At 73.4% G+C, this 14,074-nt stretch carries 10 protein-coding genes and 1 pseudogene; 10 read left to right on the top strand and 1 reads right to left on the bottom strand.

Annotated features, from left to right (window positions below; translation table 11 throughout):
* Positions 1-129 precede the first annotated feature (129 nt).
* Together ABTZ58_RS21855 and ABTZ58_RS21850 are read left to right on the top strand one after the other, a co-directional pair.
* Positions 130-3,828, top strand: a complete 3,699-nt coding sequence (locus ABTZ58_RS21855; RefSeq protein WP_351359076.1) for a glycosyltransferase — start codon at positions 130-132, stop codon at positions 3,826-3,828.
* Positions 3,825-5,375 carry a DUF5719 family protein gene (locus ABTZ58_RS21850; RefSeq protein WP_351359073.1) on the top strand — a complete coding sequence of 517 codons (1,551 nt, stop codon included), beginning with the start codon at positions 3,825-3,827 and terminating at the stop codon, positions 5,373-5,375. Before ABTZ58_RS21855 ends, ABTZ58_RS21850 begins: the two co-directional genes overlap by 4 nt.
* A 50-nt stretch (positions 5,376-5,425) precedes the next feature.
* On the opposite strand, the gene ABTZ58_RS21845 is transcribed toward ABTZ58_RS21850, so the two are convergent.
* Positions 5,426-5,881 (bottom strand): metallopeptidase family protein, encoded by a 456-nt coding sequence (locus ABTZ58_RS21845; RefSeq protein WP_094057962.1) that lies wholly within the window; start codon positions 5,879-5,881, stop codon positions 5,426-5,428.
* A gap of 294 nt (positions 5,882-6,175) precedes the next feature.
* Here ABTZ58_RS21845 and ABTZ58_RS21840 point away from each other — a divergent pair, with 294 nt between their 5' ends.
* The 8 genes and pseudogenes from ABTZ58_RS21840 to ahcY form a co-directional block, all read left to right on the top strand.
* Positions 6,176-6,598 (top strand): DUF3499 domain-containing protein, encoded by a 423-nt coding sequence (locus ABTZ58_RS21840; RefSeq protein WP_351359070.1) that lies wholly within the window; start codon positions 6,176-6,178, stop codon positions 6,596-6,598.
* A gap of 186 nt (positions 6,599-6,784) precedes the next feature.
* Positions 6,785-7,066, top strand: a pseudogene (locus ABTZ58_RS21835) (L-lactate permease); the annotation flags it as partial.
* Positions 7,067-7,171: 105 nt separating this feature from the next.
* Complete coding sequence (locus tag ABTZ58_RS21830; RefSeq protein ID WP_351359067.1) at positions 7,172-8,536, top strand: phosphomannomutase/phosphoglucomutase; 1,365 nt, start codon at positions 7,172-7,174, stop codon at positions 8,534-8,536.
* 69 nt (positions 8,537-8,605) lie between these two features.
* Positions 8,606-8,776 (top strand): Trm112 family protein, encoded by a 171-nt coding sequence (locus ABTZ58_RS21825; protein WP_309095601.1) that lies wholly within the window; start codon positions 8,606-8,608, stop codon positions 8,774-8,776.
* Positions 8,777-8,880: 104 nt separating this feature from the next.
* Positions 8,881-10,008: an SIS domain-containing protein gene (locus tag ABTZ58_RS21820; RefSeq protein ID WP_351359063.1), complete on the top strand. Its 1,128-nt coding sequence runs from the start codon at positions 8,881-8,883 to the stop codon at positions 10,006-10,008.
* A 55-nt stretch (positions 10,009-10,063) separates the two neighbouring features.
* Positions 10,064-11,215, top strand: coding sequence for a mannose-6-phosphate isomerase, class I (gene manA, locus ABTZ58_RS21815; protein ID WP_351359060.1), 1,152 nt, complete (start codon positions 10,064-10,066; stop codon positions 11,213-11,215).
* A gap of 153 nt (positions 11,216-11,368) precedes the next feature.
* Positions 11,369-12,343, top strand: a complete 975-nt coding sequence (locus tag ABTZ58_RS21810) for a cation diffusion facilitator family transporter (protein ID WP_351359057.1) — start codon at positions 11,369-11,371, stop codon at positions 12,341-12,343.
* Between the two features lie 324 nt (positions 12,344-12,667).
* Positions 12,668-14,074, top strand: a 1,407-nt coding sequence (gene ahcY / locus ABTZ58_RS21805; RefSeq protein ID WP_351359054.1) for an adenosylhomocysteinase, incomplete at its 3' end; no start/stop codon positions are given.

Genomic DNA, 14,074 nt, shown 5'->3' with positions numbered 1-14,074 from the left:
CGGGTTGTCCACAGGCGGCGGGCCCCCTTGTTGCGCAGCCGATAGTGTGGTCGCTCGTCCGAGACGCCACGCTGCCCCCACCGGTCGCGGGCGTCCACCGCAGTCCACCGAACCGGGGCCCGTACCTCGATGTCCGTGCACAGCCACCCGGCAGCTCGTCACGACAGCGCTGCCACACCTGAGTTCCCGCGTCATGTGGTGACCGCGGTCCTCGTCTCCCACGACGGCGCCCGCTGGCTGCCCGACGCGCTGGCCGGACTGCTCGGCCAGGAGCGGCCCGTCCAGTACGCGATGGGAGCCGACACCGGCAGCGCGGACGACTCCGCCCAGCTGGTCACCGACGCCCTCGGCGCCGACCGCGTGCTGCACCTGGCCCGCCGCACGGGCTTCGGCCAGGCCGTCGAGGAGTGCGACCGCACGGCCCCGCACCTCACCCCGGAAGAACTGCCGTACCTGAAGCGGCCCAGCGGCTGGGACCCCGTCACGCGCTCGTGGCGTGACGACGCCTACGACCTGCCCGAGCTCCCGCACGGCGAGCCGGTCCAGTGGCTGTGGCTGCTGCACGACGACTGCGCCCCCGAGCCCGACGCCCTGGCCCAGCTGCTGCGGGTCGTGGACAACGAGTACGAGCTGGGCCGCGAGGACGTCGCCGTCGTAGGCCCCAAGCTGCGCGGCTGGTACGACCGGCGTCAGCTGCTGGAGGTCGGCGTCACCATCGCCAACTCCGGCCGCCGCTGGACCGGCCTGGACCGCCGCGAGCAGGACCAGGGCCAGCACGACCACGTCCGGCCCGTGCTGTCGGTGTCCACCGCCGGCATGCTGATCCGCCGCGACGTCTTCGAGCAGCTCGGCGGCTTCGACCGGCACCTGCCCCTCATGCGCGACGACGTCGACCTGTGCTGGCGCGCCCACGCGGCCGGCTACCGCGTCCTCGTCGCCCCCGAGGCGGTCGTCCGGCACGCCGAGGCGGCCTCCCGCGAGCGCCGCACGGTCGACTGCGTCGGCCGCACGGCCGCCTCCCCGCACAAGGTCGACAAGGCGGGCGCCGTCTACACCCTGCTCGTCAACTCCCGTACGTCCGTGCTCCCCTGGGTGCTGCTGCGGATCGTGCTCGGCACCCTGCTGCGCACCCTCGCCTACCTCGTCGGCAAGGTCCCCGGACAGGCCGTCGACGAGATCCGCGGACTGATGGGCACGCTGCTGCGGCCCGAGCGGATCCTCGCCGGGCGGCGCGGCAGAGGCGCTCCTCAGATCGACAAGGGCGAGCTGCGGCAGCTGTTCCCGCCGCCCGGCGCGACCATCCGGGCCACCGTCGAGCAGGTCGCAGGCGACCTCGTGGGCCGCTCCGACCCGGAGATCACCTCCGGCGCCGGACGGCACGGCGGAGCCGTCGAGTCGGGCCCGGGCGGCGACGACGCCGACTTCCTGGAGATCGAGCAGTTCGCCCGGCTCAAGCGCATCGCGCGCAAGCCCGGCCCGGTGCTCTTCCTGGTGCTCCTGCTCGTCTCCCTGGCCGCCTGCCGCGCGCTGCTGGGCGGCGGTGCCCTCGCGGGCGGCGCGCTGCTGCCCGCCCCGGCCGACTCCGCCGAGCTGTGGGCGCGTTACCTGGACGCCTGGCATCCGGTCGGCGCCGGCGGGACCTCCGCCGCGCCCCCGTACGTGGCGATCGTGGCGATGCTGGCGTCCCTGCTGTTCGGCTCGGCCGGCCTCGCCGTCACGCTCCTGCTCGTCGGCTCGGTGCCCCTGGCCGGCCTCACCGCGTACTTCGCCTCCCGCCCCCTGGTCGAGTCCCGGCTGCTGCGCGCCTGGGCGGCCGTGGTCTACGCCTTCCTGCCCGCCGCCACCGGCGCCCTCGCCGGTGGCCGGATCGGCACGGCCGTGCTGGCGGTGCTGCTGCCGCTCGTCGCCCGCGCGGGCATCGCCGCGAGCGGCCTGGCCAACCCCGCCGGTACGCGCGGCAGCTGGCGTGCCACCTGGGCGTACGCGCTGCTGCTGACCATCACCACGGCGTTCACGCCCGTGGTGTGGCCGGTCGCGCTGCTGCTCGGCCTCGGTCTGCTGGCCCTGCGCCGGTCCGACCTCCCGGCCTACGGCCTGCGCTTCCTCGCCCAGCTCGGCACACCCCTGCTGCTCCTCGCGCCCTGGTCGCTGACGCTGCTCCCGTTCGGCTTCTTCCGGGAGGCCGGCCTGGAGTACGGCCCCTCGGCGGCCTCCGCCCTCGACCTGCTCGGCGCCAGCCCGGGCGGCCCCGGCACCGTCAGCGGCCTGATGCTCATCGGCATCGTGCTGGCCGCGCTCGCCGCCCTGCTGCGCTCGGAACGCCAGGCGGGCATCCGCACGGCCTGGACGGCCGCCCTGATCGGCTACGTCTTCGCGGTGCTGTCCAACGGCTCCACCTGGGCCGGCCCCGCCACCCTCGTCTACGGCATCGCCCTCCTCGCGGCCGCCGTGCTCGGCGCCGACGGGGCACGCGCGCGCGTGGCCGAGCAGAGCTTCGGCTGGCGCCAGCCGGTCGCCGCCCTGATCGCCTTCGCCTCGGCCGCGGGCCCGCTGCTGATCGCCGCCGGCTGGATGATCCGCGGCGCCGACGGACCGCTGGAGCGGCGCGACCCCACGCAGGTCCCCGCGTTCGTGGCCGAGGAGAGCGGCACCCGCGACCAGGCCCGCACCCTCGTCCTCGACAGCGACGCGGGCACCCACGTCGGCTACATGCTGGTGCGCGGCTCCGGCGCCCGCCTCGGGGACGGCGAGATCGCCGCGGCCGATGGCGAGAACAGCCGGCTCGACAAGGTCGTCGCCAACCTGGTGGCGGGCTCCGGCGCCGACCAGGCCGACCAGCTCGGCGGCTTCGCCGTGCGCTACGTCCTCGTCCAGCAGGGCACGCCCCGCGAGATCACCCGCGTCCTGGACGCCACACCCGGTCTGACCCGGCTCAGCCAGCAGAGCGGCGGCGCGCTGTGGCGGATCGACCGCGAGGTCGCCCGCGCCACGATCGTCCCCGCCTCCGGTTCCGGCACGCCCCAGCCGGTCGCGGCGGGCCCCGTCGAGGTCCACACCACGCTCCCGGCCGGCGCCGACGGGCGCGTGCTGCGCCTGGCCGACACCGCCTCCGACGCCTGGACCGCCACCCTCGACGGCAAGCCGCTCACCCCCACCACGGTCGACGGCTGGGCCCAGGGCTTCGAACTCCCCGCCGGCGGCGGCCGGCTGGACGTCACCTACGACGAGCCGATCGGCCACACCGCCTGGCTGTGGACCCAGGGCGCGCTCGCCCTGGTCCTGGTGGTGCTCGCCCTGCCCGGTCGGCGCCGCGACATGGACGACGACCTGCCCGAGGAGCCCGCCGTCCCCGCTCAGGCCGTCGCCGGCGAGGGCCGCCGTGCCCGCCGCCTGCGCGCCCAGGCGGAGGCCGAGACGGAAGGCGCACCGGAGCCCGAGGAGTTCCCGCAGTTCCCGCCCCCGGCGGCCGAGCAGCCCCCGGTGAGCGTCCCCCAGCAGAACCACGGCCAGTGGGACACCACCGGCTACCCGGGCGGCGATCACCCCGGCTACGCCGATCCGTACCAGAACGCCCCGTACCCCGCCGACGCCTACGGGCAGCAGCAGTACCAGGCGGATCCGTACCAGGGCGGCCAGTACGACCCGTACGCGTACGGCGGTGGTCCCCAGACCCCGTCCCACGACCCACAGGGCTACGACCAGCAGGGCTACGACCAGCAGGGCTACGACCAGGCCTACACCCAGGGCTACGGCACGCCGTACGACCCGGCGCAGCAGCATCACCCCCACGGCACGGGCAGTGAGCGTCCCGACGGGAGCCAGCAGTGAACCGCACGACCCTGTCCCTGATCGCCGGCACGACCGCGCTCGCCGCCGTCACCGGCTTCGCCGCGCTGTCCCAGCCGGACGCGCCCGGCGCGGAGACCACCGCCAAGGCGGCCGCCCAACTGCCCGTGGAGCGCACGAGCCTGCTGTGCCCCGCGCCCAGCACGTCCGACATCGCGGAGACGTCCTACACCTCCTTCACACCCGTCACGAAGGGCACGGGCAGCGGCGGCAAGGCCGAACTCCGCGCGGCGGCCCAGCAGTCGGCGGACGGACCGGCCGCGGGCGAGGACGACGGCGAGTCAGGCGGAAAACCGACCGGGACACCGACCGGGGAACAGACCGGGAAGCAGCCCGGGAAGCCCGTGCTGACCCCCAAGGAGCCCGGCAAGCCCGTCACCGCCGACAGCTCCGGCGCCGAGGCACCCGCCCTGGTCGGCACCGCCGACGGCCGCTTCGCGCCGGGCTGGACGGTCCAGGAGACCACCGAGGTCGCCGCCGGGACCGGCCGCGGTCTGCAGGGCGTCAACTGCACCGCTCCCGACACGGACTTCTGGTTCCCGGGCGTCAGCACCGCGGCCGACCGCACCGACTACGTCCACCTGACCAACCCCGACGACTCGGCGGCCGTGGTCGACATCGAGCTGTACGGCAAGGACGGCGCCCTGAAGTCGGTGGTGGGGGAGGGCCTGACGGTCCAGCCGCACTCCACCGACCCGGTCCTGCTGTCCACCCTGACCGACGAGGAGCAGTCCGGCCTCACCGTGCACGTCAACGTGCGCAGCGGGCGGGTCGGCGCCGCCGTGCAGGCCCTGGACGACAGGATCGGCGGCGACTGGCTGGCCGCGTCCGCCGACCCCGCGGGCAGTCTGGTGCTGCCCGGCATCCCCAAGGACGCCACCTCCGTGCGCCTGGTCGCCTTCGCCCCCGGCGACGCCGACGCGGACCTCAAGGTGCGCCTGGCCTCTCCCTCCGGCCTGATCACCCCGGCCGGTCACGAGACGGTGCACGTCAAGGGGGGCATGACGACCGCCGTCGACCTCGGTGACGTGACCCGCGGCGAGGCCGGCTCCCTGGTGCTGACGCCGACGGACCGGTCGGTGCCGGTGGTGGCGGCCGTACAGGTGGTGCGCGGCAAGGACGGCAAGCAGGAGTCGGCGTTCATCGCGGCCACCCGCCCCGTCGGCACGCGCGCGACGTCCGCGGACAACAGCGCCGAGGACAGCACCCTGTCCCTGACCGCCCCCGGCCGCGCGGCCACCGTCAAGGTCACCGCCTCGGCGGGCAGCGAGGGCGGCACGCCGGTGTCGAAGACGTACACGATCAGGGCCGGCACGACCCAGGACATCGAGCCCCCGGTCCCCGCCGGCCTGAAGGGCACGTTCGCGCTGACGGTCGAGCCGGTCTCCGGCGGCCCGGTCTACGGCGCCCGCACGCTCGCGGCGACGGAGGGCGGCGTCCCGGCGTTCACCGTGCAGACGCTCCCCGACGACCGGGGGACGGTTGCCGTACCGGAGGCGGACGAGGACCTGTCGGTGCTGCAGAAGTAACGCCGGGGGACCGGCTCAGCCCTGGTCCTCAGAAGCGACCAGGGGCCGGTTCAGCCCTGGTCCTCGCCGTACCGCGGGTCGACGGTCTCCGGGGTGAGCCCCAGCAGCTCGGCGACCTGCTCGACGACGACCTCGTGCACCAGCGCGGCGCGCTCGTCGCGGCCCTTGGTGCGGATCTCGACCGGCCGCCGGTAGATCACCACGCGCGCGGGCCGGCCCTCGCGCGCGCTGATCGTGCCGCCCAGCGGGACCGCCTCGTCGTTCCAGGCCTGGCCGGGCCCGTCGAGCCGCGGCACCTCCAGTACCAGGAAATCGATGTCGGCGAGCTGCGGCCACCGCCGCTCCAGGCGTTCCACGGAGTCCTGCACCAGGTCCGCGAACGCCTCCGCGCGGCTCGCGGCGAGCGGCACCTGCGGGGGTGCGATCGGGCCGCGCATGCCCCGGCCGTGGCGATCACGGCGGCGGGGCCCGGGGGCGGCGGCACGGGGCGTTACGGGCTTGTCCATCACTGGTGAAGGGTAGTCCCCGCCGCGCCCCCGCGCCCGGCACCGCACGGCGGCACGGACGGCTTCCGGCCGACCCCTTCGGCATGTCGTTACATGACCATTCAAGCCAAGGTTGGGCTCGATTCCGTATCCCGCCGAGACCGGCGACCTCATGGCAATTGAGGGTTTTGTGACGACTCTTGACCGCTTACGGGACGGTTCGGCATCACTCGCGACCATGTCCGGGCAGGTCAGGAAGGTACCCCCGAAAGGGGGTGTGGGACGTCTCACAGCACGACACGGTGGAGTGACCTGATGGAGAGTCGTCGCGGCCCGCTCAAGAGTGCGGTACCGTCCAACGTCGTGAGCCCTGTACGTCGCTGTTCGCGCACCGCCTGCGGCCGTCCCGCCGTCGCGACGCTGACGTACGTCTACGCCGACTCGACCGCGGTCCTCGGCCCGCTCGCCACCTACGCCGAACCCCACTGCTACGACCTGTGCGCCGAGCACTCCGAGCGCCTCACCGCCCCGCGCGGCTGGGAGGTCGTCCGGCTGCTCGACGGCTCGGCCCCGGCCCGCCCGAGCGGGGACGACCTGGAGGCGCTTGCGAACGCCGTGCGGGAGGCGGCCCGCCCCCAGGAGCGGGCGGCCGGAGCCGGTGGCGGCGGCCGTGCGGCCGACCCGATGGAGGTCGCGCGGCGCGGGCACCTGCGGGTCCTGCGGTCGCCCGACAGCTGACCGGGCTCCCGTCCCTCCCGACCCGGCTCCCCCGTTCTCCCCACGCGCGCCCATTGACGCCACGTTGGCGCGGACATGACCATCCCGTTCTGAGGTCGCGAGAAAACGCTTTCGCATGGCGGAAACCGGGGAGGCGCCCGTGCACGTCCAGGAACTGGAACCCGTCGCCGGCTCGCTCGCCCTGTGGACACCTCCGCCAACGCCCTCTTCGGCGCCCTCCAGGTCACCGCCGCCCGCGAGTCCGGACTCTCCCCCGAGCTGCTGGCCGCCGCCAACAGCTCCGGCGGCGTCCTCGGCAAGATGGTCTCCCCGCAGAACCTCACCATCGCCCGCGCGGCCGTCGGCCTGGCGGGCCGCGAGGGCGACCTGCTGCGCAAGGTGCTGCCCTGGAGCCTGGGCCTGCTGCTGGTGATGTGCCTGATCGTGGTCGGCCAGAGCACCCCGGCCCTGGGCTGGATGCTGCCCTGACCTGAGGTTACGGCTGTGGGTCCACTCGGCGACCGCCCGGCGGGCCACCGGCGGGGTGCGGGTAGTTTGGACCGACCGATAGGACTTTCCAGGAAGAGGCGGGGCGTGGCTGCTGATCTGTCGCAGGTCGTCAAGGCGTACGACGTACGCGGGGTCGTCCCCGACCAGTGGGACGAGTCCCTGGCCGAGCTCTTCGGGGCGGCCTTCGTGCGGATCACCGGCGCGAGCGCGATCACCACCGGGCACGACATGCGCCCCTCCTCACCCGGCCTGTCCCGGGCCTTCGCGCGCGGCGCCGCCGCACAGGGCGCCGACGTGACGGAGATCGGCCTGTGCTCGACGGACCAGCTGTACTACGCCTCCGGCGCGCTGGACCTGCCGGGCGCCATGTTCACCGCCTCCCACAACCCGGCGCAGTACAACGGCATCAAGATGTGCCGCGCGGGCGCCGCCCCCGTCGGTCAGGACACCGGCCTCGCGGAGATCCGTGAACTGGTCGAGCGCTGGAGCGAGTCGGGCGCCCCGGAGCCCGCCGCGACGACGGGCACGATCAGCGCCCGCGACACGTTGCCGGACTACGCGGCCCACCTGCGCTCGCTGGTCGACCTGACCTCCATCCGCCCCCTGAAGGTCGTCGTCGACGCGGGCAACGGCATGGGCGGCCACACCGTCCCCGAGGTCTTCGCCGGCCTGCCCCTGACCCTGGTGCCGATGTACTTCGAGCTGGACGGCACCTTCCCCAACCACGAGGCCAACCCCCTCGACCCGGCCAACCTCGTCGACCTGCAGAAGCGGGTCCGCGAGGAGGGCGCCGACCTGGGCCTGGCCTTCGACGGCGACGCCGACCGCTGCTTCGTCGTGGACGAGCGCGGCGAGCCCATCTCCCCGTCGGCGATCACCGCCCTGGTCGCCTCCCGCGAACTGGCCCGGCACGGCGGCAAGGGCACGATCATCCACAACCTGATCACGTCCTGGTCGGTGCCCGAGGTCGTGAAGGAACAGGGGGGCACCCCGGTCCGCACCCGAGTCGGTCACTCCTTCATCAAGGCCGAGATGGCCCGCAGCGGCGCGATCTTCGGCGGCGAGCACTCCGCCCACTACTACTTCCGCGACTTCTGGAACGCCGACACGGGCATGCTGGCCGCCCTGCACGTCCTCGCGGCCCTCGGCGGCCAGCAGGGCACCCTGTCCGCCCTCGTCGCCTCCTACGACCGCTACACCGGCTCCGGCGAGATCAACTCCACGGTCGCCGACCAGCAGGCCAGCCTCGCCGCGATCCGCACGGCGTACGAGGGCCGCGACGGCATCACCCTCGACGGTCTCGACGGCCTCACCGTCTCCGCCGCCGACTGGTGGTTCAACGTCCGCCCGTCGAACACCGAACCCTTGCTGCGCCTGAACGCGGAGGCGAGGGACGCGGTGACCATGGCCCGCGTGCGGGACGAGGTGCTGGCGATCATCAGGGGCTGAGGCCCCGGCCCCACCGGCGGTAACCTGACCAGGCACGACCCAAGCGCCCGCACCTCGAAGGAACCCCTCATGCCCCTGGAATCCGGCCTCCTGGAGATCCTCGCCTGCCCGGCCTGCCACGCCCCCCTCAAGGAGCAGGAAGCCGAGCTGATCTGCACCGACACCCAGTGCGGCCTGGCCTACCCGGTGCGCGACGGCATCCCCGTGCTTCTCGTCGACGAGGCCCGCCGCCCCGCGTAGCCGGCACGTCGCACCGCCCGGGCGGACATACCTCCCGGGCCCTACGGGCACCGGCGTAGCACGACATCCGCACAACGGACCCCGGCCACCGGAGGCTGCCGCTCATGCTCGACGAATCGCTGCTCGACTCCCCGGAGGGCCTCGCCGAGGCCGACCAGCGCGGTCTGCTCCGCGGCGCCGCGGAAGCCGGTGCCCGCGTCCGCACGGCCGCCCGCCACTCGGCCGAGGCCGGCATCAACGACCTCAAGCCCGACGGCCGCCCCCGCGCCGTCCTCATCGCCGGCCCCGGCGCCGCCGCCACCCACGCGGCCGACCTCATCGGCACGCTGGCCGGCGCGGGCAGCCCCGTCACCCGCCTCGCCCCCACCGGCGTCGCCCCCGCCGCGGGGGCCCTGCGCTGGGAACTGCCCGGCTGGGTCGGCTCGGTCGACCTCCTTCTGATCACCACCCCCGACGGCACCGAACCGGGCCTGTCCCTCCTCGCCGAACAGGCCTACCGCCGCGGCTGCAGCGTCGTCGCCGTGGCTCCCAGCCGCTCGCCGCTCGCCGACGCCGTCAACGGCTCCCACGGCCTGTTCGTCCCCATGGCGACCGCCCCGTACGACCAGGAGGAGCCCTTCGCCGCGTCCGCGCCCGGCGTGCTGTGGGCCCTGCTCACCCCGCTCCTCGCGCTGCTGGACCGCACCGGCGTGCTCGCCGCCCCGCCGGACGCCCTCGGCAAGGTCGCCGACCGCCTCGACCGCGTCGCCGAACGCTGCGGCCCCGCCATCGCCACCTACAGCAACCCCGCCAAGACCCTGGCCGCCGAACTCGCCGACGCGCTCCCGCTCGTGTGGACCGAGGGCGTGTCGGCCGGCCCGGCGGGCCGCCGGTTCGCGGCCGCGCTCGCCGAACTGTCCGGCACCCCCGCGGTCGTCGCCGAGCTGCCCGAGGCCCTCGCCGCGCACAGCGCCCTGCTCGCCGGACCCCTGGCCGCCAGCGCCGACCCCGAGGACTTCTTCCGCGACCGGGTCGACGAACCGCCCGCCCTGCACGCGCGCGTGGTGCTCCTGCGCGACCGCCCCATCGGCGGCCTCACCGCCGCCCCCGGCGCCCGCGACCTCGCCCTCAGCCACGACACACCGATCAGCGAACTGGAACCGGAGGAGGGCGGCGAGCTCGAGACCCTCGCGGAACTGATCGCCATGACGGATTTCGCCGCGGTTTACCTGGCGCTCGCCTCGAGGGCCTGATCTTGCCCGGGACACCCTGACGCGCCCGCCCACCCGCACACGCAGAGAGAACCCCATGGACCGCCTCGACAACACCATCCGCCCCTACGCCTGGGGTTCCCCGACCGCCATCCCGCAGCTGCTCGGGGTCGAACCGACCGGCGAGCCGCAGGCGGAGATGTGGATGGGCGCCCACCCCGGCGCACCCTCGCGCACCGAGCGGGGCACGCTCGTCGAGGTCATCGACGCCGACCCGGAGAAGGAACTCGGACCGGCCGCGGTCGCCCGCTTCGGCCCCCGCCTGCCCTTCCTCCTCAAGATCCTCGCCGCCGGGGCCCCGCTCTCCCTCCAGGTCCACCCCGACCTCGCCCAGGCCCAGCAGGGCTACGCGGACGAGGAGCGCCGCGGCATCCCCGTGGACGCCCCGCACCGCAACTACAAGGACGCCAACCACAAGCCCGAACTCATCTGTGCCCTCACCGCGTTCGACGGCCTGTGCGGCTTCCGCGCCCCGCTGGAGGCCGCGGGCCTGCTCGACAACCTCGGCGTCGACTCCCTCAAGCCCTACGTCGACCTGCTCCACGCCCACCCCGAGGACGCCGCCCTGCGCGAGGTCCTCACGGCGATCCTCACCGCCGACCGCGAGGAGATGTCCCGCACGGTCGAGGAGGCGGCCGCCGCCTGCACCCGCATCGGCGGGGTCTACGCCCCCTACGCCGACATCGCCCACCACTACCCGGGCGACCCCGGCGTCATCGCCGCGATGCTGCTCAACCACGTCCGGTTGCAGCCCGGCGAGGCCCTCTACCTCGGCGCCGGCGTCCCACACGCCTACCTGAACGGCCTCGGCGTGGAGATCATGGCCAACTCCGACAACGTCCTGCGCTGCGGCCTGACCCCCAAGCACGTCGACGTCCCCGAACTCCTGCGCATCGTCCGCTTCCACGCCGCCGACCCGGGCGTCCTGCGCCCCGAGGCCGCTCCCGACGGCGAGGAGGTCTACGAGACACCCATCGACGAGTTCCGCCTCTCCCGCTACGTCCTGCCCGAGGCCGGCACCACCCACGACCTCACCCGCCCGACCCCGCAGATCCTGCTCTGCACGGCCGGCACGGTCCGAGTCGGCGAGCACGCCCTGACCCCCGGCGCGTCCGTCTTCGTCCCGGCCGGCGAAAAGGCCGAAGTGTCCGGAACGGGAACGCTTTTCCGGGCCACGGTCATCGCCTGACCGTTTCGACACCCCCCGGGCTGGTGACCTGAGACACCGCGGCCGCAACGGGCTGCAACAATGGCCCACCGTCAAGCACGGGCAAAGCCACGGACGCCGCACACGGCGGCGTCCGGGCCCCGAAAACGGCGTACGAAGGGACAACGCGAACACATGAGCGCGTCAGGCGGCACCAAGGCGATCGTGGCGGCACTGGTCGCCAACCTCGCGATCGCGGTAGCGAAGTTCGTGGCGTTCCTCTTCAGCAGCTCGTCGTCGATGCTCGCGGAGTCCGTCCACTCGCTCGCCGACTCCGGCAACCAGGCACTGCTCCTGGTCGGCGGCAAGAAGGCCAAGCGCGAGGCCACCCCGCAACACCCCTTCGGCTACGGCCGCGAGCGCTACATCTACGCCTTCCTCGTCTCCATCGTCCTCTTCTCGGTCGGCGGCATGTTCGCCCTCTACGAGGGCTACGAGAAGATCAAGCACCCGCACGAGCTGACGCACTGGTACTGGCCGGTCGGCGTCCTGGTCTTCGCGATCATCGCCGAGACCTTCTCCTTCCGCACGGCCATCAAGGAGTCCAACCTCCTGCGCGGCAAGCGCTCCTGGAAGGAGTTCGTCCGCCACGCCAAGGCCCCCGAGCTCCCGGTCGTCCTGCTGGAGGACCTCGGCGCCCTCGTCGGCCTGATCCTCGCCCTCGGCGGCGTCGGCCTCGCCCTGCTCACCGGCGACGCCGTCTGGGACGGCATCGGCACCCTCTGCATCGGCATCCTGCTCATCCTGATCGCCCTGGTCCTCGCGGCCGAGACCAAGTCGCTCCTGCTCGGCGAGTCCGCCGGCGTCGAGGAGGCCCAGAAGATCGAGGCCTCCCTCGTCGACGGCGACACCGTCACCCGCGTCATCCACATGCGCACGCTCCACCTCGGCCCCGAGGAGCTCCTCGTCGCCGCGAAGATCGCCGTCCGGCACGACGACACGGCCACCGAGATCGCCTCCGCCATCGACGCCGCCGAGGCCCGCATCCGAGCGGCCGTCCCCATCGCCCGCGTGATCTACCTCGAACCGGACATCTACAGCGAGACCGAAGCCGCCAAGGGCCCCGACCCCGAGGCCTCCCCCGGAGGCCCGGCCCCCGCGGCCCACTGACCCCTCACCTCGCGCCCACGGGGCCCGCCGGACCACCCGGCGGGCCCCGTCGCCGTCCCGGCTCCGCCACATGATCGGCTCGATGTGTTCGCGGACGGACTGGGGTTCGCCCCCGCCCCCGGTGTAGCTTGGGACGGAGCCAGACGTCGCTGCTGATGGCGGTCGGGCGGTCCCACCGGGGACCGGCCGAGGGAGAGAGGGCCTCCGACGGACTGCGCTGCGCGTACGCGGGCATGCCTGTGTCCTCTTCCGGGCACCCCTGTGTCCGCCGCCGCGCAGACCAGCCGTACCCACCTCGACCCAACCCCCGAGGAGCAGCTCGCAATGACGACTGTCGAGAACCGACAGGACTTCAAGGTCGCCGACCTCTCCCTGGCCGAGTTCGGCCGCAAGGAGATCACCCTCGCCGAGCACGAGATGCCCGGCCTGATGGCGATCCGCAAGGAGTACGCCGAGGCGCAGCCCCTCGCCGGCGCCCGCGTCACCGGCTCCCTGCACATGACCGTGCAGACCGCCGTCCTCATCGAGACCCTGGTCGCCCTCGGCGCACAGGTCCGCTGGGCCTCCTGCAACATCTTCTCCACCCAGGACCACGCGGCCGCCGCCATCGCCGTCGGCCCGAACGGCACCCCGGACAACCCGCAGGGCGTCCCCGTCTTCGCCTGGAAGGGCGAGACGCTGGAGGAGTACTGGTGGTGCACCGAGCAGGCGCTGACCTGGCCGGACAGCCCCACCGGCGGCCCCAACATGATCCTGGACGACGGCGGTGACGCCACCCTCCTCGTCCACAAGGGCGTCGAGTACGAGAAGGACGGCAAGGTCCCCTCGCCCGACACCGCCGAGTCCGACGAGCACCGCGTCATCCTGGAGCTGCTGACCCGCACCCTGGGCGAGAACCCCCAGAAGTGGACCCAGCTCGCCTCCGAGATCCGCGGTGTCACCGAGGAGACCACGACCGGCGTCCACCGCCTGTACGAGATGCAGCGCGACGGCGTCCTCCTCTTCCCGGCGATCAACGTGAACGACGCCGTCACCAAGTCGAAGTTCGACAACAAGTACGGCTGCCGCCACTCGCTCATCGATGGCATCAACCGCGCCACCGACGTCCTCATCGGCGGCAAGACCGCGGTCGTCTGCGGCTACGGCGACGTGGGCAAGGGCTGCGCGGAGTCCCTGCGCGGACAGGGCGCCCGCGTGATCGTCACCGAGATCGACCCGATCTGCGCCCTCCAGGCCGCGATGGACGGCTACCAGGTCACGACCCTCGACGAGGTCGTCGACAAGGCCGACATCTTCATCACCACGACCGGCAACAAGGACATCATCATGGCCTCGGACATGGCCAAGATGAAGCACCAGGCCATCGTCGGCAACATCGGCCACTTCGACAACGAGATCGACATGGCCGGCCTCGCCAAGATCCCCGGCATCGTCAAGGACGAGGTCAAGCCGCAGGTCCACACCTGGACCTTCCCCGACGGCAAGGTGATCATCGTCCTGTCCGAGGGCCGCCTGCTGAACCTGGGCAACGCCACCGGCCACCCGTCGTTCGTGATGTCCAACTCCTTCGCGGACCAGACCCTGGCCCAGATCGAGCTGTTCACCAAGCCCGACGAGTACCCGACCGGCGTCTACGTGCTGCCCAAGCACCTCGACGAGAAGGTCGCCCGCCTCCACCTCGACGCGCTCGGAGTGAAGCTGACGAAGCTCCGCCCCGAGCAGGCCGAGTAC

It is taken from the genome of Streptomyces sp. NPDC094143, assembly GCF_040303825.1.
Lineage (GTDB): Bacteria > Actinomycetota > Actinomycetes > Streptomycetales > Streptomycetaceae > Streptomyces.
This window is presented reverse-complemented; position numbering and strand designations above follow the sequence as displayed.